Source organism: Streptomyces sp. NPDC101160 (assembly GCF_044768205.1).
Classification (GTDB): domain Bacteria; phylum Actinomycetota; class Actinomycetes; order Streptomycetales; family Streptomycetaceae; genus Streptomyces.
Genome location: NZ_JBIWPJ010000001.1, coordinates 907,004 through 931,299, shown reverse-complemented (window position 1 = coordinate 931,299; position 24,296 = coordinate 907,004). Strand labels below are relative to the sequence as shown.

The window sequence follows — 24,296 nt, the reverse complement described above, 5'->3', positions numbered from 1 at the left end:
CTTCTAGCACTTCGAGCCGATGCCGGTCGGGGAGTTGATCGCGGTGCACGAGTAGCTGTCCACGATGTCCCCCTGCGGGCTGTACACGGTCATTCCGACCTGAACGGTCGTCGGAACGGCCGAATGCGGGTCGCCGTAGATGGGCACGACCGACATGAACAGCTGGTTGTTGCCGTTCAGGGCCTTCCATCCATAGGACTCGACCTTGCTGGCCATGCGGGCATTCGCCCTGCCGTGCAGAGCGACCAGGTTGCGGACGTCCTGGCCGGTGCCGCCGCCCCAGTAACCTATCAGGTGGCCCGCCTGCGGGTTTCCGCCTCCTGCCGCGATTTCTCCCATTCCGTCCGGCTGGACGGACGGTTCGCATTCGGGGCACACGGGATAACCGCCCGCTCCGGTGCGCGACTTGCGGTCGTTCTTGTTGAGGAAGGCATAGGCACCGGTGGCCCGGCAGCCCTTGTTCCCCGCGTGATCCGTGTACTCCTCGAGACCGCCGTAGATCCGTCCTCCGTCGATCAGCGGCGTCGTGTCGCAGTGCGGGTTGTTGGTGTCGGTCTGCCGCGGCATGGGCCTGGGCTGCGGGCCCGGCGACGGCGAGGGGGTGGGACCCGGTCGCGGTTCGTCGTCCGAGTCGCTGTCACCGCTGGTGTCCGGCGACGGCATCAGCATGCTGCCCACGGCCGCCCCGGCGTCCGCCAGGTTCTTCTGGCCCTGCGGCGTCGACGCGTACAGCGCCGTGCCCAGTGCCGCCGCGGCCGCCCAGTAGACGAGCGGGATCGCGAAGAGGAAGTGGCCGTCGTACTCGACGAAACTGGTCGGGTTGCCGCCGGTGAAGGCGTAGCGGTTGCTGGTGTATGGGTCCGCGCCGAGGTTCATGTCGGCGAGGGCGCCGTTGTACATGTCCCGGGTGGTGAAGCGGTTGAGCCCCGGGTTGTAGTCGCGGAAGCCCATGTCGTACGTGCCGGACTGGGCGTCCCAGCGCTTGGCGTTGAAGCGGTAGGGGTTGTACACCTCCTTGGCGGGGTCGGCCGCGTCGGGCTTGTCGATGCCGGTGAACTCGGCGGCGTCGTTGTTGCCGTAGGCGGTGTAGCCATAAGTGGCCTTGGTGTCACCGTTCTTGTCGGTCAGGGTCTCGACGTCGGTGTGGCTGTTGTAGCCGTAGTAGCCGTCCTCGGACGTGCCGTCGGTGTTGCGCTTGGTCTGCGACAGGCGCTCGCCCCACGGGCTGTACTGGAACGACTTGGTCAGCGCGCCGGCCACCTTCTCGTCGAGGACCTCGCTCGACAGGCCCAGGTACTCGAAGTCGGTGGTCTTGCCGTCCGCCGTCTTCGACGCGGTGCGGTCCAGCGGGTCGAAGGTGTACGTCGTCGACTTCAGCGCGCCGGTGGAGTCCGCCTTCTGGGACTCCACGACGTGGTCGAAGCCGTCGTACACGCTCCGCTCGACGACCTTGCCGCCGGAGATGACCGACTGCTGGCGGCCGAACGGGTCGTAGCTGTAGTCGGCCTCGACGCCCGAGGTCGTCGAGGTCAGCAGCCGGTTGCGGTCGTAGCGGAACGTGGTGCTCGTTCCCTTGACGCTCTGGCTGATGACGTTGGCGTTGTCGTCGTGCTCGTACGTCTCCGTGCCGGCGCCGTTGCCCGTCTTGACCGACTTGACGAGCCGGTCGGCCGGGTCGTAGGTGAAGTCGGTCGTCGAGTCGAGGTACGCCGAACGGTTGTCGGCGTTCATCTTCCTCGCGACGTCCTGCGACTTGTTGCCGTTGGAGTCGTAGGCGTAGGTGTGGGAGGCGACCAGCGTGGTGCCGTCCGCCTTCTTCTCCGTCGTCGACTTCAGCGAGCCGTCGAGGAAGTAGGTGTAGTCGACGGTGTTGCCGTTGGCCTTGGTCTCCTTCAGCTTCTGGGCACGGTCCGTGTACGTGTACGTCGTGACCTTGGGGGAGGCGTCGGTCGCGGACGTGCCGACGGACACCGTCCTGACCTTCTCCCGCAGGTCGTAGGTGTACTTGGAGTACTGGTCGGGGTGACTGACGGTCTCCGACTGCCCGTTGGCGTCGTACGTGTACGACGTCGCCTTCTTCTCCACGCCGGCCAGCGACTCGGTCACCTTCTGGACCTGGTCGAGGCCGGTGTACGTGACGGCGTAGGCGTCGATCTTCGCCCCGGAGGACGTGTCGCCGATCGAGGTCAGGTTGCCGTTGACGTCGTAGCCGTAGGTGAACGTCCGCTTCTCGGTGTCGGTCTCCGCGGAGTTGTCACGGACCAGCTTGACCGCGTCCGCGACCACGACGCCGGCGCTGTTCTGGCCCAGCTTCAGGGTGGTGCTCTCGCCCTGCTTGAGGGAGTAGCTGCCGAGGCTCACCCAGGTGCCGGTGGCGGCGTTCTGGTCCTTGGTGACCGCCGGTTCGGTGGTCGTGCCGTGCACGAGGGTGTACTTCGCGGTGGTGGCGGCCCCGGTCACCTTCGGGTAGCTGACGTACGCGGTGTACGTGCCGTCCTTGGGGATGTCGAGACCCCAGGTGAAGGCGTCCGTGCCCGTACCGGCCGCGTGGGTGCGGTGGTCGTAGCCCTGCTGCCCGGTGAGGTTCCCGGTGGCCCAGGTACCCGTGGTGGAGGTGTGCTGGGTGTCGGAGTTGTCCACCAGGACCACCGACCTGCCCACCGGAACGCCGTCGTCGGAACGCGACCTGACCTTGCCGTCCGGGTAGTACGACCAGGTCATCGTGCGGTTGGACGAGCCGCCCGCCGAGGTCAGCGTCCGGGCCGTCTGCTTGCCGAGCTGGTCGTAGTCGTAGCTGGTCGTGATGGACCACGGGTCCGTGGTGCTCTTCGTCCAGCCGTTGTCGTAGTAGCTGAAGGTGGTGTCGTTGCGGACCGTCTGGCCTTCCGACGGCGGCGTCGAGGTCTTCGCCACCCGGCCCGCCGCGTCGTACACGGTCTCGGTGTAGACGTCGGGGTCGTTGTGGACGCCGTCCGCCGGGTCGTACGGCTGGTACTGGCGCTTGGGCCGGTTCAGCGCGTCGTACTCGGTACGGGCGGTGAACGCCGTGGTCGTCCCCGCGTCGACCGCTCGCGGGGTGATCACCTTGGTGGTGTTGCCGACCTGGTCGTACTCGTACCGGGTCGTGCGGTAGGTGATCGGCGAGGTGCCGCTGTGCGGGACCTTGACCTCGCTCCGCTTGCCCCGCTCGTCGTAGCTGATGAGCGTGGTGTTGTTCTCGGCGTCCGTCGTGGAGACGACCAGGTTGTCCTTGTCGTAGGCCTTCCTGGTGGTCTTGCCGGCGGCGTCCGTGACCGCGGTGGCCCGGTGGTCCAGGTCGTAGGCGGTCAGGGTGGTGTAGTCGGCCGGGTCGGCCGTGGCGTTCTTCTTCGGGTCGACGACCTTGGTGGTGTTGCCGGCGTCGTCGTACTCGTAACTGACCTTGTCACCCTCGGCGTTGACGACGGAGGTGAGCTGGTAGATCTCGTTGTAGTAGTTGGTCGTGACGAAGTCCGTCGCGTCCGAGGTGGTCAGCGTGCCCTTCGGCTCGGTCGTCGTGAGGAGGTCGCCGACCTTGTCGTAGGTGTACGTCGTCCTCCGCTCGTCCGACGTCGGGGTGTACTTCGGCGCGGTCGCCGAGGTCATCTGGTCGGCCGCGTCGTACACCGCCGTGGACACCGCGCCGTTCGGCGCCGTCGACGTGGTGACGTTGTCGTTGGCGTCGTACACGGGGGCCGGAGCGGTGATCAGGTCACCGGTGGCCTGGTTCTTCGGCTGCGTCTTGACCAGCGGACGCCCGAAGGTGTCGTACGTCTGCGTGGTCTTCTTGCCCAGCGGGTCGGTGACCTCGGTGACCTTGCCGCGCTCGTCGTAGACGAACGTCGAGGTGTTGTTCAGCGCGTCGGTCATGGTCCGCGGGAAGCCGGCGGGACCGAAGTCGCTGTTGGTGTCGGCGTTGCCGTTGGCGTCGGTCGCCCTGGTCAGCTGGCCGTAGGCGTCGTACTCGTACGTCGTCGTGTAGTCGCCCGCCGTCGCGGTGGCGACGCCCTTGGGGTCGGTGACCGTCTTCAGGTTGCCGAAGGTGTCGTAACCGAACTGCCACTTCCGGCCCTCGGGCGAGGTCTTGGTGAAGAGGTCGGCCGCGTAGCCGTCGGCGCGGGTCTGGTACACGTACCGCGTGGAGTTCGCCGGGTAGGTGCCCGGGGCGCAGTCCGAAGCCGGCGGCACGCCCGCCTTGTTGTTCTCCGCGTCGCGCTTCCAGAGCGGGTAGCCCGTCCTCTGGTCGTAGCAGTACGCGGTCTTGGCGCCGTTGTTCTCCTCCATGTAGGTGACGTTGTTGTCCGCGTCCCACGACAGCTTCATCGTCTGCGACTTGGCGTTCGTCGTCTGGACGGCGCGGCCGAAGTCGTCGGTGACGTAGCTGGTGGAGTGCGACTCGGCGTCGGTGACCCTGGAGTCGGTGAACTTGGCGTTGGCGGCGTCGGCCGCGTAGGTGAAGCCCGTGGTGCCCTGGAGACGGTCGGTGATCGTCCTGGTCCACCAGTGGTACTTCGGGTCGTCGCCGTTCTGCGGGGCGTAGTACGCCATGGTGGTGGCGTTGCCGCGCGGGTCGGTGGCCTTGACGAGCTTGACGTTCTTGTTGCCCTGGGTGGCGTCGTACTCGAAGCCGAAGACCTTCGGCTGGGCGGAGCCGGCGCCGTCCGTGAGCTTGGTGAGCAGGCCCTTGTCGGAGTACTCGAAGGTGACCTTGCGGCCGGAGACGTCGGTCATCGACTTGATGTGGTCGATGATCTTCGGGTTGTTGGTGTCGGCCTTGGCGTAGTACTCGGCCGTCAGCGACTGCCGGCCGACCGGGTCGGTGATGTACGAGAGGAACTTCGTCGGCTTGTTGTTGGACTTGCGTTCCTCGTACGTGTACGTCTGCGTGTTGCCGTTCTTCTCGACCAGCGACGTCATGTAGCCGTCACAGCCGAACAGGAATCGCGAGCCGTCCGGGCGGGTCAGCGTCCAGGCGTCGGGGACCGGGTCCTTCAGCGGGGTGCAGTCCAGGCCGGGCTTGGACGTCAGCTTGTAGTGGACGCCCGCCGGGGCCTTCCACGAGCCGTCCGGCTGCTTGCGGAAGACGTGCGTGGTGCCGTCGCCGTCCGGGAGCCGGATCTCGGTCGGGCTCGGCTTGGGGTGGAACTCCAGCGGCGCGCCGAGCCGGATCGGACCGGCTGCCTGGAAGGACCAGCCGGGGCCGGAGACCGTGTCCGAGGTGTCCAGGCTGTTGTACGCGAACCGGGCGAAGGTGGAGACACCGCGGCCGGGGTTGGTGAACGCGTTGTACTGCCAGACGCTGTTGCCGGACGCCAGGTTGTTCATGACGGTCGAGCCGGCGCCGGTGTTCTTGCCCGTGTAGGCGTAGAACTTCTCCATGCCCAGCTGGTTGGAGGTCGGGTCCTCCACCGCCACGTTCTGCGCCAGACCGGGGATGCCCGCGGTGCCCGACGTCCAGGTGCCGGCCGTCTTGTCCAGGACGTCCCAGGTCAGCACGTAGTCCGTGCGCTTGTTGCCGTTGTCCGAGTTGACGGGCGTCCGCACCACCGCCTGCACGTTCACCGAGCCGCCGGGAGCGACGTCGGCGGGCAGGGCGGTCTGGACCTGGTTGCCGCCGTTGGTGACGTCGGTGCCGTCCGGCAGCGTCCACCGGTAGCTGAGGACGTGGTCGGCCGCCGGCCAGTTCGCCGCGGTGGTGTTGGTCAGGTTGAAGTCGACGGTGTAGTCGGTGTTCGGCGTCATCCGCGCCGGCGTCTGCGGCGCGTAGTACGTCGACTCGGTGGTCGAGTCGACGTACGTGACCACGAGCCGCGGGCGCAGCCGCTGCTCGCTGCCCTCCGACGACAGGAACAGGGTGCGCTCCTGCGACGCGGCCTCGTCGGCCATCTTGATGACCACGCCCTGCTGGGAGGCGGGGGTGGTCACCCACGACTGGGCCATCGAGACGATGCTCCAGTCGTGCCGGGCCGGGTCGTTGGTCATCGCACCGGTGTCACCGGCCGAGGCGCCGAAGTCGCCGCCCTGGGTGGTCCAGGAGGTGGCGGCGTCGGCCTTCTGCCAGGTGGCGGCGGACTCGTCGAAGTCGCGGGTCAGCGGCCGGATCTCGTACACCGCACCGGCGGCGTCCTGCACCGTCTGGGTGCTCCACAGGCGCACCTTGGCGTCGAGCACCCGGGCCGTGGCCGGGATGCCGAGGGCCGGGAACTTGAGCACGGCACGGGTGTCGCCGTAGGTGGCGGAGTTGTTGCCGACGCTCAGCCAGTTCTTCGGTCCGCCGTCGTCGATCGTGTCGTGGGTGAGGGCCGGGCGGGCCGAGGACAGGGTGGTGTCCTGCGTGGCGTCGAGCACCTTCGTCGTCCGGCCGGCCTTCGGCAGCCGGACGAGCTGGGTGGGTGCCGCGACGACCTGCCCGTCCTTCGTCCTGACCGCGATCATGTAGTAGTAGGCGCGGCCGTACGGGTCGGGGTCGTCCGCCTTCGTCGGCACCGCGGTGGTGTCGGTGAACGAGGTCACCGTCTTCGCGACGGGCGCGACGAGCGTGGCGGCGGACGGGGTGAAGGTCTGGCTGACCGAGCGGTGGACCTGGTACTCGACGATGTCGTCGCCGGTGCCGATCGGGTCCTTGTCCTGGTACGCCGACCAGCTCAGCTCCGCGCCCGTGTCGTGGATGACGGACGGGGCCGCGAGGTCCACGCCCTGCCGGCCGAAGGTCAGCACGAGCCGCGGGTAGTTGGCGGCCTCGCCGCCGTACCCGAACTCGCTGCCCTCGTACCGCGGACCGCCCTTCGGGCCGTTCGCGGACTCGTCACCGGCCTTGATGACGAAGCCGTTGTTGGCGTAGGTGCCGTCGATCCACTGCTGGACCGTCTTCGTGACCGGGAAGCTGTGCCAGGTGTTCAGCTCACCGGGCTGCTTGGTGACCACACCGCCCTTGGTGAACCGCACCGCGTCCGCGATCACCGACGTCGCGGTCGAGACCGGACCGTCGCCCAGGACGATCTTGCCGAGCGTGCCGGCCTTGAACGGGTGCGAGCCCAGCGTCTTCCAGACGCCGGTGGTGCCGGCCTGCTGGTTGACCGTGTACGTCTTCGTGCCGCCGTCGTAGGTGACGGTGTACGGGGCGTTCGTGGCACGGTCGGAGGCCGGGACGTAGTGCGTCTCGACCTGGTAGGTGCCGTCCTCGGGGAGGCTCGGCTGCCAGGTGTACGTGTCGCCCGCGACCGAGTCCTTGTTGTACAGGTAGTCCTGGTTCACCGCGTACTGCGTGTACGCCGTGTTCCCCGACGCCGGCCACGCGCCGACGGCGGCGGTGCGGCCGGTGTCGCCGTCGTCGACGACGACCGCCGTACCCGACAGCTCACCCGTGATCGCGTTGGCGTTGTTCCAGGTGGCCGTGGACTCGCTCCACGCGTCGGTCGCGCGGTGCGCCTCCAGCTGCACCTCGGTGTCGCCCGTGGTGTGGTACTGGTCGAAGTACAGCCTGAGGTCGGCCGAGTCCAGCTTCGTACCGGCCGGGATGCTGCCGACCGGGAACCTCAGCAGCGCGCGGGAGGCGCCGGTGGAGGTGTTGCCGACCGAGAGACGCCAGTTGTCGTCGTAGTTGGTCGTCGGGCCGTCCGACGAGATCATCACGTCCTGCGCCGTGCTGGGCGTCGGCGCGATGGAGATCGTCGGGTCGATCGTGACCGGATAGCGGCGCTCCGGCGCGGCCAGCCACTTCGCGTCCGGCGTGACGGTGAGCTGCCAGCCCTTGCCCGCGCGGCTGAGCCGCTGCGTGACGGCGCCGCTGTAGCCGGTGCCGTACGGCGAGCGGGCGTCCTTCCCGGCGTCCGTCATGAACGCGGCCGGAATCACCAGGACGGGAGCCGCGCCCTCGCCGTACAGACCGATCGAGCCGTCCTTCGCCGCCTTCGGCGTCAGCCCGCCCGTGTCCAGCGTGAACGTGAACGTCACGGGGCCGGCGGGCCGGCTGCCGAGGACGATGTTCTCCTTCACCCGGCCCGGGCCGACCCGGTACACGAGGTCGGCGCCGGCCACCGCGTCGCGGTAGGTCACCGTGTCGCCCTTGGCGACCGGGGTGAGCCGGCCGGCGCCCTTCAGGCCCAGGGTCACGGCGTGCCCGTCGGCGCCCTGGAAGCGCAGCAGCCGGTTCGCGTCCGCGCCGAACCACGTGCTCGCGGCGTTGGTGGTGTTGGCGAACGGGTAGTCCGCCGTCCGGCCCGCCGTGACCGTCGGGTCGATGTCCTTCCAGGACGAGCCCGCCCGGTAGCCGGTCGGAACCGCCGACACCTCCGCCTGCACCCGGCCGTCGGACAGCTGCCAGTAGCGGGCGGTCGCGGTGCGCCGCCCGGTCAGCTCGGCGACCCGCCGCGGCTTCGGCGCGGCCTTGCCCCGCGGCAGCTTCTCCCGGCTGGGCAGCATCGGCGTGCCGCCCGTCGAGGGCTGTTCCGGAACGCTTTCGCCCGGATCGTCGTCCGAGAACCAGCCCTTGAGGGAATCGACTATGCCCCCGCCGTCGTCCTCGGAAACCCCTGCGGTACTCGTCGCCATCGCATATGCGGCTTGCGGCAGCATCGTGGATGTCACCGCGGAAACCACGAGACAGGCTATGGCCCGCCCGAATCTCACTTTCACGCCAATCCTTCCATCGGCCGAGAATGCCCACCCGTGCACGGGGGCGGGCGGGGGGTTTCTAATCAAACGGCCGACGCGGAGTCAAACACTTTCAGAAAACGGTCATTTGATGGGGTGTCGGCAGATGGCGGGAGTGCGGGCGGGAGATATGCCTGATTGTTCCGCTCCCTGGATTTCGGGGATCTCCGTGGTGTATAACGCAGCGGAATTTCCGTATTTCCGTGCTCGCGCGTTCCCGTTGTTTCCGTCGATCGAAAGAGCAGAAGTCATGTCAGCCACGGAAGACCGGGTCGGTCCGGAAGGACCCGAAGACCCCGGAACCGCACCGGAGCCGCACCGTCGCGGCCGTCGATTCGCCGCCATGACCGCAGGGATTCTGCTGCTGGTGTCCGGCGCACTCCTCGCCTACGTCGTCGCCGGGCCCGGCGGTCCCGGCGACGGTGGGCGGCAGGGAGCCGGTGACCGGTCCGCGGCCGGGACGACCGAGGTGGCGTACGAGGTCCTCGGCGAAGGCACCGCCGACATCTCCTACCGGGAGGCCGGCGCCGAGGGCACCGTGAGGAACGCCGTGCTGCCGTGGCGGAAGACCGTGCGACTGCCTCAGGGCGCGACCCCGGCGGTCAGCGTCACGCTCGGCGCCAAGGGAGGCAGGGTGAGCTGCGGCCTCACCGTGGCGGGGCGTCACGTCCAGAGCTCCACCGCGGAAGGCGTCTTCGGACGCGGCACCTGCGCCGGCGCGAGCTCCGGCACCCCCGCGGGCGCCGACGCCAGCTGACCTGACGGCTTGTCAAGTCTCTTGTGACCAGCGTCACCTCGCCGCCCCGTGATGTTACCGGCGCCGGATCCGCTTGATCATCCGGCGGGGTCCACCGGATCCCGCCGCGACGCGTCGAGGGGCAGGGGTGATCAGGAATGGATCGCGAAGAACGGGCACCACGGGCGGCCGAGATGGAGCGGTACGCCTCCGAGTTCGTCGCACGCGTCACCGCGCGGGCGCGCCTGCCGCTGGACTACAGCGTGGCCAGCCTGGCCGTCGTCGACCGGCTCATCGACGGCCTCAGAAGAGGCGCGGCCCAACGCCACGACGTGGCCGGACCCTTGCTCGATCTCGGCGCCTACGTCGGCGAGGTGCTCGTGCGCCAGGCCGGTGCCTTATGGGTGGACCTGCCGGCGGACCACCCGGTCCGCACCGCCTTCGAGCACCCCGTCGCCGTACGGATGCCCGACGGCCGCCTCTGGAACCCCCTCGGCCGGACCGTGAACCGTTTCGAGCTCGGCCCCCAGGAGTCCCTCCGGACCTACTTCCTCACCCTGCACGGACGCCGCCCGCCACGGCCGCGCCAGCGGGGCTGCCCCTCGGACGGGCTGACGGCGGGCCGTTGCTGACGGTCTGACAGAATGGCGCCTTCCGGTTCACGGGCGCGACCGGAGCTTCCTGACGGGACCGGCTGTGAAGAGGGACGTGTGAGCGAGGGGGCCGGCAGCCGTGCGTCCGCGGCGCTGCGCGACGCACGGCTCGGTGCGGCCGTCGAACGCGCGCAGCGCGGCGACGAGGACGCCTTCGCCGAGGCCTACCGCACGGTGTACCCCGGCCTCCTCGGCTACGTACGCGGACTCGTCGGCGCGGACGCCGAGGACGTGGCCGCCGAGGCGTGGCTGGAGATCGCCCGCGACCTCGGCCGGTTCCGCGGCGACGGCCCCGGATTCCGCGGCTGGACCGCGACCATCGCCCGCCACCGGGCCCTCGACCACCTGCGCCGCGAGCGCTCCCGCCCCCGCCCCGCACCGGTCGAGGCGGACCTCCTCGACCTGCCCGCCGCCGCCGACACCGCCGGCGAGGCGCTGGAGGCCCTGTCGACCGAGCGGGCACTCGAGCTGGTCAAGGGACTGCCCAGGGACCAGGCCGAGGCCGTGCTGCTCCGCGTCGTCGTCGGCCTCGACGGGCCGACGGCCGCCCGAGTGTTGGACAAACGTCCCGGTGCGGTACGGTCCGCCGCACACAGGGGACTTAAGCGACTCGCGCGAGAAATCAGGGGAAAGGGGAGGTGAGGCAAATGCCGCACGGCGACGAACACGGCACCCTGGAGGACGCGCTGCGCACCGCGCTGACCGCGGGCGGCGCACGCCCCGAGATCGACCCCGCCGCCCTCGCCGCCTTCCGTGCCGCCCGTGACGCGGGCATGTCGGCCGGCGCGCCCCTCCGCCGCCGCGACGACTGGACCCCCGCCACGGACCGTCGCCCTGGCCGCCGCTCCCTGCGTACGCTCCTGGCCGGACTGCTCGCGAGCCTCGCCCTCGGCGGCGTCGCCCTCGCCTCCGGTGACCTGCCCGGCCGCCTCGGCGAGGGCCCCGCCCCGACCCCGGACGCCGAACCCGGCAGCTCCGCGCCGCAGCACACCCCGGAGCATCCCACTCCGCGTCCGCCCCGCCCGGCCCCACCCGAGCCGACCCTGCCCGACCCGGACGCCCACCGGGCGGAGCGCGACGGGAAGACGCACGGCCAGGGCAACGGCCAGGGCCACGGGCGCCCCGACGACCGGCCCGACCCCGGCGCCTCCCGAGGAGCGAAGAACGGCTGGCCGAAGAACGGCAAGGGCGACGCGGACGAAGACGGAACGGGTGACGCGAACGGGGACAGGGACGGGGACGCAGACGGTGAGCGGCCGCCGAGGTCACGCCCGCCGGCCCACCGGACCGACTGACCCGACGCTCCGGGCTAAAGCCCACCTGCTCCGGACCCTGCTCCGGGCCCATCGGGCCGGCCGAGGGCCCGCAGCCGGCCCGGCCCTGCGCCGGCACCCGGCCCCCGTGTGGCACCCGGCCCAGGCCCCGGCCCGGGCCCACGCCTGGCCCCGGCCCGGCCCGGGCCCACCCCTGGCCCCGGCTCGGGCTCCGGGCCCGCGCCTTGCCCCGGCCCCGCACCCCGCTCCCGTTCAGTCGCTGCTCATCCGATCACCGCCGCCCGTACGCACAGCACGTCCGGCAGGTGCTCGGCGAGCAGCTGCCAGCTGTCGCCGTCGTCGGCGCTCCCGTACACCTCGCCGTTCCGGTTGCCGAAGTACACGCCCGCCGGGTCCCCGTCGTCCGTGCACAGGGCGTCGCGCAGCACCGTGCCGTAGTGGTCGCCCTCGGGCAGGCCCTTGGTGAGCGGCTCCCAGCTGGCCCCGGCGTCCGTCGTCCGGTAGACGCGACAGCGCCGGCCGGCCGGGACGCGGTCGGAGTCGGCGGTGATGGGGAAGACATAGGCGGTGTCCGGCCGGTGTGGATGGGCGGCGACGGCGAAGCCGAAGTCGGAGGGCAGTCCGGCGCCGATGTCGGTCCACCGGCCGCCGCCGTCGTCGCTGCGGAACACGCCCCAGTGGTTCTGCAGGTACAGCCGGTCCAGGTCACCCGCGTCCTGCGCGATCTTGTGCACGCACTGGCCGAACTCCGGGTTCGGGTCCGGCAGGAACACGGCCGACACCCCGTCGTTGGACGGCGCCCAGCTCGCCCCGCCGTCCCGCGAGCGGAAGACGCCCGCCGTCGACACCGCCACCGTCACCGCGCTCGCGTCACGCGCGTCGGTCACCACCGTGTGCACCGCCTCCCCGCCGCCGCCCGGCACCCACTTGTCGCGGGTGGGGTGCTCCCAGAGGGGGCGCACGAGCGAGAAGGACTCGCCTCCGTCGGAGGATCTGAACAGCGCGGCCGGCTCCGTCCCCGCGTACACGACGTCCGGGGAGTGCGCGGGCGCCGGGTGCAGCTGCCAGACCCGCTCCAGCGAAGCTCCGGTGTCCTGCGGGAACTTGACTGCGGGTGTGGCCGGCTCGGTCCAGCTCGCACCGAGGTCGTCGGAGTGGAAGACGGAGGGGCCCCAGTGGGAACTGTCCCCGCCGACCAGGATTCTGGGTGTCGCGCGGCGGGTGTCGATGCCGATCGAGTAGATCGCCTGCGCGTTGAAGTGCGGTTCGTCGAACTCCCATCGGCCGTCTCGCCCGCGGCCGATGAACAGACCCTTGCGGGTCCCTACGGTCAGTAGCACGTCGGTCATGCCGACACCTCCAGGACGCCGTTGTCGCGGATACGGGCCAGTCTGCACCGCACCACTGACAACGGCCCCCGGAGGCCGCTCGCGCCCAGGTCAGGGGCGTGTTGCCCGGCTCGGGCCGGGCACGGGGCACGCGGCTCGGCCGGGCACGGGGCACGCGGGGCGAGCCGGCCATGGGGCCCGAGCCCGGGCACGGGGCACGCGGCTCGGCCGGGCACGGGGCACGCGGGGCGAGCCGGCCACGGGGCTCAGTAGGCCCGGGCGTACTGCTGCGGGGCGGCGACGTCCGCGCCCAGCTCGCGCGCCGCGCGACGCGGCCAGGACGGGTCGCGCAGCAGCTCGCGGCCGAGCAGCACGGCGTCCGCCTCGCCGTTCGCGAGGATCTTCTCGGCCTGCTCGCTCTCCGTGATCAGGCCGACGGCCGCGACGGCGAGGCCGGCCTCGGCCCGCACCCGGGCGGCGAACGGCACCTGGTAGCCGGGGGCGACCGGGATCCGGGCCGGGCCGCCGTTGCCGCCGGTGGAGACGTCGAGCAGGTCGACGCCGTGCTCGTGCAGGAGCGCGGCCAGCCGCACGGTCTCGTCGGCCGTCCAGCCCTGCTCCTCCAGCCAGTCGGTGGCCGAGATGCGGAAGAAGAGCGGCAGCTCCTCGGGCCATTCGGCGCGCACGGCGTCGACGACCTCCAGGGCGAGGCGGGTGCGGTTCTCGAAGGAGCCGCCGTAGGCGTCGGTGCGGCGGTTGCTGAACGGGGAGAGGAACTGGCCGATCAGATAGCCGTGGGCGCCGTGCACCTCCACGACCTTGAAGCCGGCGGCGAGGGCGCGGCGCGCGGCGGCCGCGAACTGCGCGGTGATCTCGTGGATCTGCTCGACAGAGAGCTCGGCCGGGACGACGTGCCGGTCGTCGAACGCGACGGGGCTCGGGCCGACCGGCTGCCAGGCCAGGCCGCCGTCGGGGTCGACCGGACCGCTGCCCTCCCAGGGGCGGTGGGTCGCCGCCTTGCGACCGGCGTGTCCGATCTGGACGCCGGGAACGGTGCCGTGCGCGGTGAGGAAGTCGGTGATCCGGCGCAGCCCCTCGATCTGGGCGTCGTCCCAGATGCCGAGGTCGTAAGGGCTGATCCGGCCCTCGGGGGAGACGGCCGTGGCCTCCAGCAGGATGAGTCCGGCGCCACCGGTGGCGCGGGCCGCGTAGTGCGCGAAGTGCCAGTCGCCCGCGGCGCCCGCGTTCGGGCCCGTCGGCTCCGCCGAGTACTGGCACATCGGGGCCATCCAGACGCGGTTCGGTGCGGTGACGGACCGGAGGGTGTAGGGCTCGAAGAGGGCGGCGCTCATGGCGGACTCCGTGGGACGTGCCGGCTGCGGATGCCTTCGTACGATACTCGTCGTAGTACGGTGCCTGTCAAACTACGAGGATTCTCGTACAATGGTCGAAGTCCCTTCCCGAGAGCCCCAGTACCCGTCCCCGAGATCCGTGGAGCCGCCGCCGTGACGACCGCGACCAACCCCCGGGTCCTTGAGCACCCCGCACGCGAGGAGATCCGGATCGAGGCCGTGCTGCACGCCCTCTCCGACCCGGTACGGCTGCGGATCGTGCGGGACATGGCGCGCGGCACGGCGGACGCGTTCGCCTGCTCGTACTTCCAGCTCCCGGTCACCAAGTCGACCAGCACGCACCACTTCCGCGTGCTCCGCGAGAGCGGCGTCGTCCGGCAGCTCTACCGCGGCACCGCCAAGCTCAACATGCTCCGCCGCGACGACCTCGACGCGCTCTTCCCCGGCCTCCTCGACACGGTCCTCGCGGCCGCCGAGTCCCAGGCCGGCCGCCAGGCCGAAACCCCGGGCGCCTAGCCGCGCAACAGCGCCGCGATCTCCGCGAAGCCGCGCCGCTCGGCGTGCTCCAGGGCCGTCGTGCCATGGGCGTCCGCCAGCTCGCGGTCCGCACCGGCCGCGAGCAGCAGCGCCACCACCTTCTGGTGCGCGGGCCCGCCGTCGCCGAGAATCACCGCCTCCAACAGGGCGGTCCAGCCCAGGTCGTTGACGTGGTCGACGTCGATGTCCGTCTCCTGGAGCACGGCCCGCACATAGGCCACGTGCCCGCGCTCGGCGGCCGGGATCACGCTGATCCCGCCGAACCGGTTCCGCAGCCCCAGGTCCGGTCCCGGCTCCGCCGTGAGCAGCACCCGCATCATCGCCACGCTCCCGGTCACCCCGGTCACCAGCCACGGGCTGTCGTGCCGCGCGTCCTGCGCGTTCACGTCCGCGCCCGCCGCGACCAGCAGCCGCGCCACCGCCACATGGTCGCCGAGCGCGGCCAGCAACAGCGGCGAGCGCAGCTCGTCGTCTCGGGCTTCGACCCGGGCGCCGTCGTCGAGCGCGGCACGCACCGCCTCGACGTCGCCCCGGCGGGCGGCAGCGAGAAGGCGCTGGTCGGCGGAGGCGTTCATGGGGGCTCCTCGGTACGGGGTACGGAGACGGGCAGGCGGAGGGGGACGGGCAGGCGCACGGGCCGGCGGCGTCCGGCGGGGGTCCGGACGCCGCCGGGGTCGGGGGACGGGCGTCAGTTCAGGGCGGCGACGCCGGCCTGGGCGAACTTCTCGGCGAGGTCGCCGGAGGGCGCACCGGCCACGCCGATGCCGGCGATCGGGGCACCCTTGGCGGCGACCGGGGCGCCGCCGGCGAGGAAGAGGGTGTCCGTCATCCATCCTGGTGCCGCCCCCGTCCCTGCCCGCTCGCCCCGGCGGCTGCGCTTCCGGCCCCGCCCGGCGGACCCGGGGGTCATCCGATCGGATGACCCCGGGCCCGCCGGGGCGGTATCCGGGATCCTGGGCCCTGGATCCGGTATCCGGGCTCCGGTATCCGGGATCCAATCGCCTGGATCCCGGCTACAACCGCTGGATATCGGATCCAAGCTCCCGGATCCAAGCTCCCGGATCCAAGCTCCCGGATCCCGGATCCAAGCTCCCGGATCCCGGCAAGCCCCTACCGCCGCGCCGCCCCCCGCAGCCCCGACCAGTCCGGGATCTTCACCGGGCCCCGGCCGAGCGTGCCGCCGAGCGCCGCCTCGGCGCGCTCGATGGCCAGCCAGCCGTGCCACTCGACCGGCTCGTGGCCGAGCTTGCGCAGGGCTTCGACCGGGTCGGGCACGACCGGCCGGCGGGCGAGGAAGTCGGCGTCGGCGAGCAGCGAGGCGGCCGTCTCCTTGGCGCACGGGCGGTTGGTCCCGATCACGCCGGTCGGGCCGCGTTTGATCCAGCCCGCCACGTACTCGCCCGGCGACGGCGCCCCGTCCCGCAGCACCCGGCCGGCCACGTGCGGGACCGTGCCCCGCACCGGGTCGAACGGCAGCCCGGGGAGCGGGACGCCCTGGTAGCCGACCGCGCGCAGCACGAGTCCGGCGGGGATCTCCTCGTACCGCCCCGTGCCCCGTATCCCGCCCGTCCCGTCCGGCTCCGTGCGTTCGAAGCGCACCGCCGTGACGCGGCCGGCCGCGCCGAGGATCTCCACCGGCCGCAGGAAGAACCGCAGCCGCACCGAGCGCGTGCCCGCGCCGCCGCCCGGGTCCGCGGCCCAACCCCGTACCACGTCCAGGTTGCGCCGGTTCACGGCCGGCAGGCCGGAGGGGTCGGCGCAGGCCGGGTCGAGGGCGAGCTCGGCCGGGTCGACGAGGACGCGGGTGTCGGGGAGGGTGCCGAGTTCGCGCAGCTCCTTGGTGGTGAACCGGGCCTGCGCGGGCCCGCGGCGCGCCACCATGTGCACCTCGCGCACCCCGCTCGCGGCGAGCGCCGTGAGCGCGCCCTGCGGGATGTCCGTCGGGCGCAGCTCCTCGGCCCGCCGGAGCAGCAGCCGGGTGACGTCCACGGCCACGTTCCCCGCCCCGATCACCACGGCGCCCGGCCGGTCGAGGCCGAAGCGCTGGTGCACGGCGTCCGGGTGGGCGCTGTACCAGGAGACGAACCCGGTGGCCGAGAAGCTGCCGTCGAGGTCCTCGCCCGGCACCCCGAGCCGCCGGTCGCGGGCGGCGCCGACGCAGTAGACAACCGCGTGGTACAGCTCCAGGAGCCGGGCCGGGGTGAGGCCGCGCGCCCCGACCTCGACGTCGCCGAGGAACGCGATCCGCTCGTCCTCCAGGACCGTACGGAGGTTGCCCTGCAGCGACTTGATCTTCTCGTGGTCGGGCGCGACCCCGTACCGCACCAGACCGTACGGGCAGGGCAGCCGGTCCAGGACGTCGACCCGGATGCCGGGCACGGCGCTCTGCCCGACCAGTGCCTGGGCGGTGTAGACGCCGCTGGGTCCGGCGCCGACGACGGCGACTCGCAACACGGACGCGCCCCTTCCGGTGGGGGAGGGCCTCCCGGTGACCTCCAGCATGGCACCGGGAGGCCCGCCGGGGGAGTGGGCGTCCCCGAGCCGCCGCTCCCCGGGGGCGGGGCGGCTACAGCGAGCGCATCCGGTTGATCTCCGCCGTCTGCTGCGCGATCACGTCGTTCGCCATCTCCTCCACGAGCACGTTGTTGCCCTGGCTCAGCACCTCCGCCGCCATCGTCACCGCGCCCTCGTGGTGGGTGGTCATCAGCTTCAGGAAGAGCGTGTCGAAGGCCTTGCCCCTGGCCGCGCGCAGCTCGGCGAGCTGGGCGTCGGTCGCCATGCCGGGCATGGTGTGGTGGTCGTGCCCGGACTGCGGGCGCGGGCCGCCGTTGCTCTTCAGCCAGCCCTCCATCGCGCCGATCTCCGGCCCCTGCGCGGCCGCGATCCGCTCGGCGATCTTCTTCGCCTTGGGCGACCCGGCCCGCTGCGGTACGAGCGCGGTCATCGTGAGCGCCTGCCGGTGGTGCTCGATCATCATCTGCACGTAACGGAAGTCGGCGCTGTTGGGCCGCTCGTCGGGCATCAGCCGGGCCGCCTCCTCCGGCGACACGCGCTTGGCGGGCTCGCCGGGCTTGCCCGGCGCGATCACCGCGGGGCCGCCCGAACCAGCGGGCGTCGATGCCGAGTTCGGCGACACGCCGCCCGACTCGCAGGCGCCGAGGGCGAGTACGGCGACGACGGAGAGCGTCACGGCGAGGGATCCACGGACACGGCGGCGGTTCAACAACGCGACCTCCACGGACAACAGGGCGGTGTTTCGAGGAAAGTTCATTACTTCTCTGTTGCCATCTGTTGAGATGTGCACGCCAAGGAAGATACTGCCGTGGTCCACCGAGCGTTCAGACATGAACGGATCTCACAGAGGACGGAGTGACCTTCGTTGCGTACCACGAGTACCCCGCGCGCGCGGATCAGACGCCTCGGCGTGGCAACCGCCGCGGCCGGCCTGCTGGTCAGCATGCTCGTCGCCGGACCCGCGGCCGCCACCCCCGACCCGGGCGACAGCCCCGCCCAGCAGTCCGTCACCTCCGAGCAGGCCGCCGGGGCCCGTGCCGCCATCGCGAGCGGCGAGATACCCGGCGTGGACGAGATCGTCCACAGCGCCAATATCGAACACCTCGTCAACATCCCCAAGGACGCCCTCAAGGGGACCAACTCCGACCTGGCCTTCCAGGGCAAGTACGCCTTCGCCGGCAACTACGACGGCTTCCGGATCTTCGACATCAGCGACCCGAAGTCCCCCCGGACGGTCGCCCAGGTGCTGTGTCCCGGCTCCCAGAACGACGTCTCCGTCTCCGGCAACCTGCTCTTCCTCTCCACCGACTCCTCCCGCAGCGACAACTCCTGCGCCAGCGTGCCCCAGCCCGCCTCGGTCAAGGAGTCCTGGGAGGGCATGAAGATCTTCGACATCAGCGACATCGCCAACCCGAAGTACGTCGCCTCCGTCGAGACCAACTGCGGCTCGCACACCCACACCCTCGTGCCCAAGCGCAAGGACGTGTACGTCTACGTCTCCTCGTACTCGCCCAACGCGGCCTTCCCGGACTGCCAGCCCCCGCACGACGGCATCTCCGTGATCAAGGTCCCGCGCGACGCGCCCGAGCAGGCCCGGGTCGTGAACTTCCCCGTCCTCTTCCCGGGCGACGGCCCGGACGGCGGCGGCAACCCCGGCGCGCCCACCAACCCGGGCGTCTCCAAGACCACCGGCTGCCACGACATCACCGTGCTGCCGAGCAAGGACCTCGCGGCCGGCGCCTGCATGGGCGACGGCATCCTCTTCGACATCAAGGACCCGGAGCACCCGCGGGTCATCGACCAGATCGAGGACAACGTCAACTTCTCGTTCTGGCACTCCGCGACCTTCAACCAGAAGGCCGACAAGGTCGTCTTCACCGACGAGCTCGGCGGCGGCGGCGCGGCCACCTGCAACACGACCGTCGGCCCGAACCGCGGCGCGGACGGCATCTACGACATCGTCGGCAAGGGTGACGGGCGCCGGCTCGTCTTCCGCAGCTACTTCAAGATCGCGCGCCACCAGGCCGACACCGAGAACTGCGTCGCCCACAACGGCGCGCTGATCCCGGTCAAGGGCAAGGACCTCATGGTCCAGGCGTGGTACCAGGGCGGCGTCTCCGTCTGGGACTTCACCGACTCCCGCAAGCCGCACGAGATCGCGTACTTCGAGCGCGGCCCGCTCTCCGCGGACCACCTCGCCACCGGCGGCTCCTGGTCCGCCTACTACTACAACGGCTACATCTACTCGAACGACATCGCCAAGGGCTTCGACGTCCTGAAGCTCAGCGACAAGCGGACGGACAAGGCGGCCCGGGTCCGGATGGACGAGCTCAACGTCCAGACGCAGCCGGACTACTTCAAGGACTTCGACCGCTCCGGCGGCCCGGACGACTCCGGCGACTCCGAGGACTGAGCCGGCTCGGGGATCAACGGCAGGCCGTCGGGCGGACCACCGCCCGGCGGCCTGCCGCGCTCCCAGTCGAGCCCGTACCGCTGGAACAGCTCCGCCCGCAGCCGGGCCATCGGCATCGGCGCGCCGGGCAGCAGCACCGCGAACACCGCGCCCATCAGCAGCGCCCGCAGCAGCGGGTACTCGGCGTCCACGTCCGCCGCGCCGTAGCGCTCGACGGTGTCGCGCAGGAGCGCGGCGAGCCGCTGCTGCTCGGGGCACTGCACGAAGCCCTCGGCCTGGAGGATGCCCGCCATGTGCGTCCGCATGAGCACCGGCTGCTCCACGGCGAGCCCGAGGATCGCGTCGATCGCCCGCGCGAGGCGCTCCCGGCCGTCCTCGGTGCGCGGCTCGCGCTCCAGTGCCTCCTCCAGCGTGCGGTGCATCAGCCGGTGCACCGCGGACTGCAGCAGCTGGCGCTTGCCGGGGAAGTAGTACGAGATCAGTCCGCGCGCCGATCCGGCGCGCGCCGCGATGTCGCCGAGGGTCGTCGCCTCGTATCCGCGCTCGGCCACCAGCTCCACCGTGGCCTGCAGGATCCGCTCGCGGGAGCGCCGGCGAAGTTCTTCGTTGACCGATGCGCTACGCGGGGACATGCTGGACTCCTGCGTTGACTGGCTTGCAGCCAATATACTCAGCGCGTCCTGTCGTCGTGCCCTTGTGGCCGAAGACGGGGCCTGCCGTCTGTTCTGGGCGACGCGGGGGATCGTCCAGGACAGGCGGCTTCATGTCGTTTCTCCCATTCTGCCTCCGGTGTCCGTTCTGCCCGGCGGGCCGGGACGGGGGCGAGGACCCGGGGCCGTACGCCGCTCCCCGTGCCGGTACGTGATGATCGCCACGGCCACGCAGACCCAGCCGAACAGCCAGCCGGCCACCACGTCCGACGGCCAGTGCACGCCCAGATAGACCCGGGTCCAGCCCACGCCGACGACCGACACCAGGGCGACGCCCGTGAGCGTGCCCCAGCCCCACCACGTCTCGCGCCAGTGCAGCGCGAGCACCCAGAGCAGCAGCCCGCAGACGACCACCGCCGTCATGGCGTGCCCGGACGGGAAGGCCGCGAAGCGCGCCGAGTCCACCGGATCGGGCCAGCTCGGCCGCGGCCGCCCGACGGCGGACTTCAGACCCTGCTGAAGGCCCCAGGCCACCAGGACCGTCCCCGCCACCCACAGCGCGAGCCGCCGCTCCCGCCGCCACCACAGCACCCCCACCGCCACCGCGGCCAGCGCGCGCATCGTCCACGGGGCCCAGACCCAGTCGGTCAGGATCCGGTTGAGGTGGGTGAACCCGGGATGCGCCACGGCGTGGTGGTGCAGAGCCTCGGCCACCTCCCGGTCCACCGAGAGCAGCGGTGACCAGCCCACGGCGACGAGGACGAGCAACAGCACGGCCAGGGCGCCCGACACGGCGGCGGAGATGCGCATGCGCTGATCCTGCCCGACGCCACCCGCGCGCCGGCGACCGGCATGCCCGGGGCCGGCTAGCCGAGTGCCCGGAGGGCCGGCACGAAGGCGAGGAGCACCGGGACCACCGGCACCAGGGCCGCCGCCGCGGTGAGCCGGAGGCGGCGGGCGGCGGTGAGCCGGGGCGTCGCCGTCAGCAGCCGGTTGACGCGCTGCGGAAGATCGGCGTCCGGTGCCGGGCCCGGGCCGAAGACGCCGCGGTCCTCGTTGAGTTCCACGAGCGCGAGGGCGACCGTCAGCCGGCCGAAGCGGCGCGAGGCCACGTCGTCCGCCGCCAGCTCCACCAGACGGTGCATTTCGCCGCGGAAGGCGGCGAAGACCGGCACCCCCGGGAAGCCCTCGGCGAGCGCCGCCGAACAGTGCAGCAGCCAGTCGTGCCGCGCCCGGGCGTGCCCCTGCTCGTGCGCGAGCACCGCGTCGAGCTGACGGCCCTTGAGCCGGCGCAGCGCGGCCGTCGTGATGACCAGGCGCGGCGCCCCGCCGGGCAGCCACCAGGCGTCCGCGCGCTCACCCTCCAGGACCACCAGACGCGCGCTGCCGGACGGCTCCTCGCCGGGCAACAGCGGAGCCCGCACCAGCAGTTCGCCGCGCCGGCGCCTGCGGCGGGCCCGCGCCCGGCCGATCTCCCGACCCAGCATCGCCCCGGTCCACACCCCGCCGGCGGCCAGCACCACGGCGAGCACCGCCGACCACGGCCGGTTGGTGCCCAGCTCGTACGCCTCGATCACGGCGCTCGGCGCGGGCCCGAAGACCTGGCCGCGCACCGCCTGCCAGGCAGCGGCCGCGCTGAAGGTCATCGCCAGCGCGAAGCTCAGCAGCACCGCGGCCACGACGCACTGCCACACCCACAGCGCCACCACCGGTTCCCGCTCCACCCAGTCGGCCCGCGACAGGAGCCGCGGGGCGACGGCGGCGGTCAGGACGCCGAGCGTGAGCAGCGCGAGGGAGACCAACATGGCGCCACCCTATGAGCGGGGTACCACGCGGAGATACGGGCTTGCGGATCAAGTGACGCACGCCACGGTTTGGCCGCGCGGCTCCCGCGGCCGGCGCGCCCGGCCGCCGGTCCGCTCAGAGGGCGAGCAGCATCGCGAGCATCGCGAGCCCCATCGACAGCCGGCACACCAGCGTCAACTCGGCCCTCGCGCCGGTCCCGCGCGCCACGCCCGCCGCTCCCCCCGCGCCCGCCGCTCCCGTCACCGGAACCAGGCGCGCGCCAGAACGCAGCACGTACACACCGAAGTACGCGAGCAGCACCCCCGTCAGCACGGGTATGCCACCGGTCGCGACGACCGCGCCGCCGTGACCCGCACCGTGCTCCCCGTGCCCGCCCGGCCCGCCGGGCCCGGCGGCCATCGCCACCGCCATGTAGACCATCGCCAACGAGCCCACCAGATGGTGCAGATGGTGCCCCCGGCGCAGCACCGCCGTGCGCAGGCCGAGCAGCGCCGCGCAGCCGAACACCACCGCGTACGCAACCCAGCCCCACTCCGGCGGGGTCAGCACGGCCGCGGGCAGCGCCATCAGCGCCATCCCGAAACCCATCACGGCCTCGGCCCCGGCCGCCCTGCGCTCCTCGACGGAGCCGACCGTCCGCATCCGCAACAGGCAGTACGCCCCGCTCGCGCCGCACAGCGCCACCAGCAGCCAGCCCGGCAGCGCCGGTCCGTGCACGCCGCACACCCCCCTCCTCGCGGTCCTCACCGGATGCATGCCCGCCCGCGCGGGACCCACGCGGGCGCACGGGCGCGCACAGGTGTACGAGGGGGAGTGCGGGGCGCGCGTTAGGCTCGGGGAGGATCGCGTCCGCCGATCGCCCGCGCCCGAGGGGAGACCCGTACCGCATGGACACCGCCGCCCACCGGCTCACCGGCACGCTCATCTACCGCGAGGCCGTCCTCGACGACGTCCCGGCGCTCGTCCCGCTCGTCGAGTCGGCCTACCGGGGCGACTCCAGCCGGGCCGGCTGGACCACCGAGGCGGACATCCTCCAGGGCCAGCGCACCGACCCGCAGGGCGTCACCGAGGTCATCACCACCCCGGGCAGCCGGCTCCTGGTCGTCGAGCGGGACGGCGCGCTGGTGGCCTGCTGTCAGCTGGAGCACCGCGGCGAGGCCGCCTACTTCGGCATGTTCGCGGTCCGCCCCGAGCTCCAGGGCGCCGGTCTGGGCCGGCAGATCATCGCCGAGGCCGAGCGCCGGGTCCGCGAGCTGTGGGACGTGCGCGAGATGCACATGACGGTGATCTCGGTGCGCGAGGAGCTGATCGCCTGGTACGAGCGCCGCGGCTACCGCCGTACGGGCCGGATGAGCCCCTTCCCGTACGGCGACGAGCGCTTCGGCGTGCCACAGCGCGACGACCTGCAGTTCGAGCTCCTGGTCAAGGACCTCGTCTGAGCCGCTCGTGACGGCTCAGGCCGTGAAGCGGCCCGTGCGCCGGATCTCCGGCCGGTCCGTGGTCGCCCCGTCGAGCCCGAGGGCGCGCGCCAGGCGCAGGTCGTCCTGGGTGTTCACCACCCAGCCGACCACCCGCAGCCCCGCCGCGTGCGCCCGCTCGACGGTGTCCCGGGTGATGTGGCGGATGTTGAGGACCAGCGCCGTGGCACCCACGGCGAGTGCGCGCGCCACCACCTCGTCCTGCCGCCGGCCGGCGACGAGCGCGGTGCGCGCCCCCGGCACCAGTTCGCGGATCTCCGCCAGGGCCTCGTCGTGGAAGGACAGCACCTCCACCCGCCCGGTCAGCTCCCGCTCGTTCAGCACCGCGGCGAGCGCCCGGGCCGCGCCGACGTCCTTGATCTCGGCCTGGAGCGGTGCGCCGACCGCGGCCAGGACCTCCTCGAAGACGGGCACCCGCTCCCCTTCCCCGGCGTCCAGCTCGCGCAGCTCGGCGAGCGTCTTCGTGGCGACGGGCCCGCTGCCGTCGGTGGTGCGGTCCACGTCGGCGTCGTGCATGACGACGAGGGCGCCGTCCTTGCTGAGGTGGAGGTCGAGTTCGATGACGTCCATGCCCGCCTGCTCGGCGAGGACGAAGGAGCGCAGGGTGTTCTCGGGCGCGACGCCCATGACTCCGCGGTGACCGATGGTGAGGAAACTCAAGATCTTCTCGCTTCCGTCGTCGTCCGCTCCCGGCGCCGCAGGGGCCGGTCACGGCTCGGGCGCAGCCTAACGACTGGGCGCGGCACAGGAAGGCGCCGCGCGGAACCCCGGATTTCTGGGCTTCAAACCCCGCCGCACAGGAAATTTGTCGGTCTCGGCAGGGGTCCACAGAAGAATTTTTCCCTCCCCTACTTGTGGGCGAGATCCCGCCATGCATACGCTGTG

General features: G+C 71.9%; 19 protein-coding genes. 7 read left to right on the top strand and 12 right to left on the bottom strand.

The window, feature by feature from the left end; genetic code table 11:
• Positions 1–3 precede the first annotated feature (3 nt).
• Positions 4–8,439: a DNRLRE domain-containing protein gene (locus ACIRSU_RS04120; protein WP_403788972.1), complete on the bottom strand. Its 8,436-nt coding sequence runs from the start codon at positions 8,437–8,439 to the stop codon at positions 4–6.
• A 574-nt stretch (positions 8,440–9,013) separates the two neighbouring features.
• Here ACIRSU_RS04120 and ACIRSU_RS04115 point away from each other — a divergent pair.
• The 4 genes from ACIRSU_RS04115 to ACIRSU_RS04100 all read left to right on the top strand — a co-directional run bounded on the left by ACIRSU_RS04115 (position 9,014) and on the right by ACIRSU_RS04100 (position 11,354).
• Positions 9,014–9,427 carry a hypothetical protein gene (locus ACIRSU_RS04115; RefSeq protein ID WP_403788970.1) on the top strand — a complete coding sequence of 138 codons (414 nt, stop codon included), beginning with the start codon at positions 9,014–9,016 and terminating at the stop codon, positions 9,425–9,427.
• Positions 9,428–9,564: 137 nt separating this feature from the next.
• Complete coding sequence (locus ACIRSU_RS04110; RefSeq protein WP_403788968.1) at positions 9,565–10,038, top strand: hypothetical protein; 474 nt, start codon at positions 9,565–9,567, stop codon at positions 10,036–10,038.
• Between the two features lie 78 nt (positions 10,039–10,116).
• A complete protein-coding gene (locus ACIRSU_RS04105; RefSeq protein ID WP_403788966.1) occupies positions 10,117–10,701 on the top strand; it encodes an RNA polymerase sigma factor in 585 nt (194 codons plus the stop codon).
• A 5-nt stretch (positions 10,702–10,706) separates the two neighbouring features.
• Entirely contained in the window at positions 10,707–11,354 is a 648-nt protein-coding gene (locus ACIRSU_RS04100; RefSeq protein WP_403788964.1) for a hypothetical protein, read from the top strand.
• Between the two features lie 242 nt (positions 11,355–11,596).
• Here ACIRSU_RS04100 and ACIRSU_RS04095 read toward each other — a convergent pair whose 3' ends face one another.
• Positions 11,597–12,682, bottom strand: a complete 1,086-nt coding sequence (locus ACIRSU_RS04095; RefSeq protein WP_403788962.1) for a WD40/YVTN/BNR-like repeat-containing protein — start codon at positions 12,680–12,682, stop codon at positions 11,597–11,599.
• Positions 12,683–12,927: 245 nt separating this feature from the next.
• The gene (locus tag ACIRSU_RS04090) at positions 12,928–14,013 is read right to left on the bottom strand and encodes an NADH:flavin oxidoreductase/NADH oxidase (protein WP_403788960.1); all 1,086 of its coding nucleotides are present in this window, start codon (positions 14,011–14,013) and stop codon (positions 12,928–12,930) included.
• Positions 14,014–14,166: 153 nt separating this feature from the next.
• Between ACIRSU_RS04090 and ACIRSU_RS04085 the strand changes: the two genes are divergently transcribed.
• On the top strand, positions 14,167–14,529 hold the full coding sequence (locus tag ACIRSU_RS04085) for an ArsR/SmtB family transcription factor (protein ID WP_403788958.1): 363 nt from the start codon (positions 14,167–14,169) through the stop codon (positions 14,527–14,529).
• Here ACIRSU_RS04085 and ACIRSU_RS04080 read toward each other — a convergent pair.
• From ACIRSU_RS04080 to ACIRSU_RS04065, 4 genes are all read right to left on the bottom strand, one after another.
• Positions 14,526–15,125: an ankyrin repeat domain-containing protein gene (locus ACIRSU_RS04080; protein ID WP_403788956.1), complete on the bottom strand. Its 600-nt coding sequence runs from the start codon at positions 15,123–15,125 to the stop codon at positions 14,526–14,528. The two genes, ACIRSU_RS04085 and ACIRSU_RS04080, sit on opposite strands and share 4 nt — an antisense overlap.
• 113 nt (positions 15,126–15,238) lie before the next feature.
• Positions 15,239–15,379, bottom strand: coding sequence for a heme-binding protein (locus ACIRSU_RS04075; protein ID WP_403788954.1), 141 nt, complete (start codon positions 15,377–15,379; stop codon positions 15,239–15,241).
• A 281-nt stretch (positions 15,380–15,660) separates the two neighbouring features.
• Positions 15,661–17,004 (bottom strand): FAD-dependent oxidoreductase, encoded by a 1,344-nt coding sequence (locus ACIRSU_RS04070; RefSeq protein WP_403788952.1) that lies wholly within the window; start codon positions 17,002–17,004, stop codon positions 15,661–15,663.
• A 112-nt stretch (positions 17,005–17,116) separates the two neighbouring features.
• Positions 17,117–17,821, bottom strand: a complete 705-nt coding sequence (locus ACIRSU_RS04065) for a DUF305 domain-containing protein (protein WP_403788950.1) — start codon at positions 17,819–17,821, stop codon at positions 17,117–17,119.
• Positions 17,822–18,007: 186 nt separating this feature from the next.
• Between ACIRSU_RS04065 and ACIRSU_RS04060 the strand changes: the two genes are divergently transcribed.
• Complete coding sequence (locus ACIRSU_RS04060) at positions 18,008–19,477, top strand: LVIVD repeat-containing protein (RefSeq protein ID WP_403789394.1); 1,470 nt, start codon at positions 18,008–18,010, stop codon at positions 19,475–19,477.
• On the opposite strand, the gene ACIRSU_RS04055 is transcribed toward ACIRSU_RS04060, so the two are convergent.
• The 4 genes from ACIRSU_RS04055 to ACIRSU_RS04040 all read right to left on the bottom strand — a co-directional run bounded on the left by ACIRSU_RS04055 (position 19,417) and on the right by ACIRSU_RS04040 (position 22,650).
• The gene (locus ACIRSU_RS04055) at positions 19,417–20,109 is read right to left on the bottom strand and encodes a TetR/AcrR family transcriptional regulator (RefSeq protein WP_403788948.1); all 693 of its coding nucleotides are present in this window, start codon (positions 20,107–20,109) and stop codon (positions 19,417–19,419) included. The two genes, ACIRSU_RS04060 and ACIRSU_RS04055, sit on opposite strands and share 61 nt — an antisense overlap.
• 129 nt (positions 20,110–20,238) lie before the next feature.
• On the bottom strand, positions 20,239–20,937 hold the full coding sequence (locus tag ACIRSU_RS04050) for a phosphatase PAP2 family protein (RefSeq protein WP_403788946.1): 699 nt from the start codon (positions 20,935–20,937) through the stop codon (positions 20,239–20,241).
• Positions 20,938–20,993: 56 nt separating this feature from the next.
• Positions 20,994–21,932 carry a M56 family metallopeptidase gene (locus tag ACIRSU_RS04045; protein ID WP_403788944.1) on the bottom strand — a complete coding sequence of 313 codons (939 nt, stop codon included), beginning with the start codon at positions 21,930–21,932 and terminating at the stop codon, positions 20,994–20,996.
• A gap of 115 nt (positions 21,933–22,047) precedes the next feature.
• Positions 22,048–22,650, bottom strand: a complete 603-nt coding sequence (locus tag ACIRSU_RS04040; protein ID WP_403788942.1) for a DUF5134 domain-containing protein — start codon at positions 22,648–22,650, stop codon at positions 22,048–22,050.
• A gap of 170 nt (positions 22,651–22,820) precedes the next feature.
• Here ACIRSU_RS04040 and ACIRSU_RS04035 point away from each other — a divergent pair, with 170 nt between their 5' ends.
• On the top strand, positions 22,821–23,372 hold the full coding sequence (locus ACIRSU_RS04035) for a GNAT family N-acetyltransferase (RefSeq protein ID WP_403788940.1): 552 nt from the start codon (positions 22,821–22,823) through the stop codon (positions 23,370–23,372).
• Positions 23,373–23,387: 15 nt separating this feature from the next.
• Here the strand turns inward: ACIRSU_RS04035 and ACIRSU_RS04030 are convergent, their stop codons facing one another.
• Complete coding sequence (locus tag ACIRSU_RS04030; protein WP_403788938.1) at positions 23,388–24,071, bottom strand: glycerophosphodiester phosphodiesterase; 684 nt, start codon at positions 24,069–24,071, stop codon at positions 23,388–23,390.
• Between the last annotated feature and the right edge of the window lie 225 nt (positions 24,072–24,296).